Origin of the sequence: Flavobacterium glaciei (genome assembly GCF_003350545.1) — a bacterium.
Lineage (GTDB): Bacteria > Bacteroidota > Bacteroidia > Flavobacteriales > Flavobacteriaceae > Flavobacterium > Flavobacterium glaciei.
The window spans coordinates 1-5,656 of record NZ_QQBA01000031.1 but is presented as its reverse complement, the minus strand read 5'-3'; the positions used below and the strand labels follow the sequence as shown (position 1 = coordinate 5,656).

Annotated in this window: 2 tRNA genes and 3 rRNA genes; all 5 read left to right on the top strand. The window is 46.5% G+C overall.

Annotation, left to right across the window (positions count from 1 at the left end):
* The first annotated feature begins 316 nt into the window (after positions 1-316).
* Positions 317-1,830 (top strand): 16S ribosomal RNA (locus DFR66_RS13710).
* Between the two features lie 193 nt (positions 1,831-2,023).
* Positions 2,024-2,097 (top strand) — tRNA-Ile (locus tag DFR66_RS13705).
* Positions 2,098-2,233: 136 nt separating this feature from the next.
* Positions 2,234-2,307 (top strand) — tRNA-Ala (locus DFR66_RS13700).
* A gap of 196 nt (positions 2,308-2,503) precedes the next feature.
* A 23S ribosomal RNA gene (locus tag DFR66_RS13695) occupies positions 2,504-5,388 on the top strand.
* Positions 5,389-5,540: 152 nt separating this feature from the next.
* Positions 5,541-5,650, top strand: a 5S ribosomal RNA gene (gene rrf / locus DFR66_RS13690).
* Together the 16S, 23S and 5S rRNA genes with 2 tRNA genes alongside form the textbook arrangement of a ribosomal RNA operon.
* Positions 5,651-5,656: the final 6 nt, after the last annotated feature.

Here is a 5,656-nt window from a genome sequence, read left to right as displayed (position 1 = left end):
AAAATAAGCAAAGTTCCTTGAAAGATTGATAAGAAAAAGAGAAGAAAGCGAGATAAAAATTATTTCAAAAAAACTTCAAAATTTTCTTGCCAGTTAAAAAGAAAGTTGTACTTTTGCACCCGCTTCGAGAAACACTTTAACAAGTGTTAAACGAGTGAAAAACAAGATAAGAACACGTTCCTAGACATATTGAATTGACAGCCGTTTTGTTCGCAAGAACAAGACAAAATAATAAGAGTAATAGAATCGAGAGATTTGAAAAAACCACTAGAATTTAGTCGAATAACAATAGTTTGCTTAGGCAGACAAACAATATACGATGAAGAGTTTGATCCTGGCTCAGGATGAACGCTAGCGGCAGGCTTAACACATGCAAGTCGAGGGGTATAGTTCTTCGGAATTAGAGACCGGCGCACGGGTGCGTAACGCGTATGCAATCTACCTTTCACAGAGGGATAGCCCAGAGAAATTTGGATTAATACCTCATAGTATTATAGAGTGGCATCACTTTATAATTAAAGTCACAACGGTGAAAGATGAGCATGCGTCCCATTAGCTAGTTGGTAAGGTAACGGCTTACCAAGGCAACGATGGGTAGGGGTCCTGAGAGGGAGATCCCCCACACTGGTACTGAGACACGGACCAGACTCCTACGGGAGGCAGCAGTGAGGAATATTGGACAATGGGCGCAAGCCTGATCCAGCCATGCCGCGTGCAGGATGACGGTCCTATGGATTGTAAACTGCTTTTGCACAGGAAGAAACACTCGGACGTGTCCGAGCTTGACGGTACTGTGAGAATAAGGATCGGCTAACTCCGTGCCAGCAGCCGCGGTAATACGGAGGATCCAAGCGTTATCCGGAATCATTGGGTTTAAAGGGTCCGTAGGCGGTTTAGTAAGTCAGTGGTGAAAGCCCATCGCTCAACGGTGGAACGGCCATTGATACTGCTAAACTTGAATTATTAGGAAGTAACTAGAATATGTAGTGTAGCGGTGAAATGCTTAGAGATTACATGGAATACCAATTGCGAAGGCAGGTTACTACTAATGGATTGACGCTGATGGACGAAAGCGTGGGTAGCGAACAGGATTAGATACCCTGGTAGTCCACGCCGTAAACGATGGATACTAGCTGTTGGAAGCAATTTCAGTGGCTAAGCGAAAGTGATAAGTATCCCACCTGGGGAGTACGTTCGCAAGAATGAAACTCAAAGGAATTGACGGGGGCCCGCACAAGCGGTGGAGCATGTGGTTTAATTCGATGATACGCGAGGAACCTTACCAAGGCTTAAATGTAGATTGACCGGTTTGGAAACAGACTTTTCGCAAGACAATTTACAAGGTGCTGCATGGTTGTCGTCAGCTCGTGCCGTGAGGTGTCAGGTTAAGTCCTATAACGAGCGCAACCCCTGTTGTTAGTTGCCAGCGAGTCATGTCGGGAACTCTAACGAGACTGCCAGTGCAAACTGAGAGGAAGGTGGGGATGACGTCAAATCATCACGGCCCTTACGCCTTGGGCTACACACGTGCTACAATGGCCGGTACAGAGAGCAGCCACTGGGTGACCAGGAGCGAATCTACAAAACCGGTCACAGTTCGGATCGGAGTCTGCAACTCGACTCCGTGAAGCTGGAATCGCTAGTAATCGGATATCAGCCATGATCCGGTGAATACGTTCCCGGGCCTTGTACACACCGCCCGTCAAGCCATGGAAGCTGGGGGTGCCTGAAGTCGGTGACCGCAAGGAGCTGCCTAGGGTAAAACTGGTAACTAGGGCTAAGTCGTAACAAGGTAGCCGTACCGGAAGGTGCGGCTGGAACACCTCCTTTCTAGAGCCTTAGTGTTAGTAGCAATACACGCTAGGGAAAGAAGACGAAAGTTCAAGTTGGAAACACATCCCAACATTTTATTACTCTTGCTGTTAATTTATAAATATTACAGTCGAAAAGTTGTAAAGTCCAATGTCTAAAGTCACGTACTTTCGACTTTAAGACCTTTGACATTAGACTAAAGAATAAAGAGTGTCTCGTAGCTCAGCTGGTTAGAGTACTACACTGATAATGTAGGGGTCGACAGTTCGAGTCTGTCCGAGACAACAAAAAAGCATTAAGTACTTATTGTTAAGTATTTAGAAAAAAACGTTCATAGAAACAGATTGAAAGGAAATTCTAGGGTTGAAAGATTACGAATTACAATAATTCCTAATTCATAATTCACAATTCATAATTAATTGGGGGATTAGCTCAGCTGGCTAGAGCGCCTGCCTTGCACGCAGGAGGTCAACGGTTCGACTCCGTTATTCTCCACGATTTTAGTCATAAAGTCTAAAGTCATAAAGTCACAAGTCTACGGACATTCGACTTTACGACTTTTGACCTTCGACTAGATAAAGTTCATTGACATATTGAGATAAGAAAATAATAAAAAGTAGAAAGCATATTTTACTTGTTTATCATTAGACAAGTAAAAGAAACGGTCTTGTTTTAATTAGCAAGATTGGTACAATAAGCAAAATAAGGGCGTATGGGGGATGCCTTGGCTCTCAGAGGCGATGAAAGGCGTGATAAGCTGCGAAAAGTTACGGGGATTGGCACACACGATATGATCCGTAAATACCTGAATGGGGCAACCCACTATGTTGAAGACATAGTACACCGATAGGTGGGCAAACCCGCTGAACTGAAACATCTAAGTAGGCGGAGGAGAAGAAAACAAAAGTGATTCCGTAAGTAGTGGCGAGCGAACGCGGATTAGCCCAAACCAAAGTTGTTACGGCAATTTTGGGGTTGTAGGACCACGACATTTGTTGCGGATAGAATTAGAATCTACTGGAAAGTAGAGCCATAGAAGGTGATAGCCCTGTATAAGTAATAGAAGATAACGATAGTGGTATCCTGAGTAGGGCGGGGCACGTGAAACCCTGTCTGAATTTGGCGGGACCATCCGCTAAGGCTAAATACTCCTGAGAGACCGATAGTGAACCAGTACCGTGAGGGAAAGGTGAAAAGAACCGTGAATAACGGAGTGAAATAGATCCTGAAACCATACGCTTACAAGCGGTCGGAGCCCTTTCGTGGGGTGACGGCGTGCCTTTTGCATAATGAGCCTACGAGTTAACGTTGCTGGCAAGGATAAGTGGTTAAGCCACGGATCCGTAGCGAAAGCGAGTCTGAATAGGGCGCTTTAGTCAGTAGTGTTAGACGCGAAACCGTGTGATCTACCCATGGGCAGGATGAAGCGCTGGTAACACAGTGTGGAGGTCCGAACCGGTTGACGTTGAAAAGTCTTCGGATGACCTGTGGGTAGGGGTGAAAGGCCAATCAAACTCGGAAATAGCTCGTACTCCCCGAAATGCATTTAGGTGCAGCGTTATGCGTAAAGTTATATAGAGGTAGAGCTACTGATTGGATGCGGGGGCTTCACCGCCTACCAATTCCTGACAAACTCCGAATGCTATATAATGTTTCATAACAGTGAGGGCTTGGGTGCTAAGGTCCAAGTCCGAGAGGGAAAGAACCCAGACCATCAGCTAAGGTCCCCAAATATATGTTAAGTTGAAAGAACGAGGTTTGTCTGCCCAGACAGCTAGGATGTTGGCTTGGAAGCAGCCATTCATTTAAAGAGTGCGTAACAGCTCACTAGTCGAGCGGACGAGCATGGATAATAATCGGGCATAAACATATTACCGAAGCTATGGATTTACAATTTATTGTAAGTGGTAGGGGAGCATTCTAACAGGGTAGAAGGTGTGTCGTAAGGCATGCTGGACTGGTTAGAAAAGAAAATGTAGGCATAAGTAACGATAATGCGGGCGAGAAACCCGCACACCGAAAGACTAAGGTTTCCACAGCTATGCTAATCAGCTGTGGGTTAGTCGGGACCTAAGGCGAACCCGAAAGGGACAGTCGATGGACAACGGGTTAATATTCCCGTACTAGTTATTACTGTGATGGGGTGACGGAGTGATGAAAGCGCCGCGAACTGACGGAATAGTTCGTTGAAGTACCTACCTATAAGCTGCGCAGGCAAATCCACGCGGCTTGGGGAAATACGATAGTACTCGGAGTCTTCGGACAAAGAGATAGTGCGCCTAAGGGCTTCCAAGAAAAACCTCTAAACTTCAGGTAATAAGTACCCGTACCGCAAACCGACACAGGTAGTCGAGGAGAGAATCCTAAGGTGCTCGAGAGATTCATGGCTAAGGAATTAGGCAAAATAGACCCGTAACTTCGGGAGAAGGGTCGCCAGCAGCAATGCTGGCCGCAGTGAAGAGGTCCAGGCGACTGTTTATCAAAAACACAGGGCTCTGCAAAATCGTAAGATGAAGTATAGGGCCTGACACCTGCCCGGTGCTGGAAGGTTAAGTGGAGATGTTATCTTCGGAGAAGCATTGAAATGAAGCCCCAGTAAACGGCGGCCGTAACTATAACGGTCCTAAGGTAGCGAAATTCCTTGTCGGGTAAGTTCCGACCTGCACGAATGGTGTAACGATCTGGACACTGTCTCAGCCATGAGCTCGGTGAAATTGTAGTAGCGGTGAAGATGCCGCTTACCCGCAGTGGGACGAAAAGACCCTGTGCACCTTTACTATAGCTTAGTATTGACCTTGGATAAATGATGTGTAGGATAGGTTGGAGACTGTGAAGTGGCGTCGCTAGGCGTTGTGGAGTCATTGTTGAAATACAACCCTTTGTTTATCTGAGGCCTAACCCCGCGAACGCGGGGGACATTGCTTGGTGGGTAGTTTGACTGGGGTGGTCGCCTCCAAAAGAGTAACGGAGGCTTCTAAAGGTTCCCTCAGTACGCTTGGTAACCGTGCGTAGAGTGCAATGGCATAAGGGAGCTTGACTGAGAGACATACAGGTCGATCAGGTACGAAAGTAGAGCATAGTGATCCGGTGGTTCCGCATGGAAGGGCCATCGCTCAAAGGATAAAAGGTACGCCGGGGATAACAGGCTGATCTCCCCCAAGAGCTCATATCGACGGGGGGGTTTGGCACCTCGATGTCGGCTCGTCACATCCTGGGGCTGGAGAAGGTCCCAAGGGTTGGGCTGTTCGCCCATTAAAGTGGCACGCGAGCTGGGTTCAGAACGTCGTGAGACAGTTCGGTCTCTATCTACTGTGGGCGCAAGAAATTTGAGTGGATCTGATTCTAGTACGAGAGGACCGAATTGGACAAACCTCTAGTGTATCTGTTGTCACGCCAGTGGCATGGCAGAGTAGCTACGTTTGGAAGGGATAAGCGCTGAAAGCATATAAGCGCGAAACCCACCACAAGATGAGATTTCTTTTAAGGGTCGTGGGAGATGACCACGTTGATAGGCTATAGATGTAAAGGCAGTAATGTCATAGTCGAGTAGTACTAATAACCCGTAAGCTTATGTACGCTTTTCTCTCCCGATGCAAGTCGGGAGAGAAGAAACTTTCTAATAAAATACTTTTTTCTTTATCTCAGTATGTTAAGATATTATTGCAATTACGAATTCATAATTACGAATTACGATTTGCAAATAATTGCCCAAAGCAATTATAACCTCTTAAGGTGGTTATTGCGGCGGGGCTCACCTCTTCCCATCCCGAACAGAGTAGTTAAGCCCGCCTGCGCAGATGGTACTGCAGTTATGTGGGAGAGTATGTCGTCGCCTTTCTTTGAA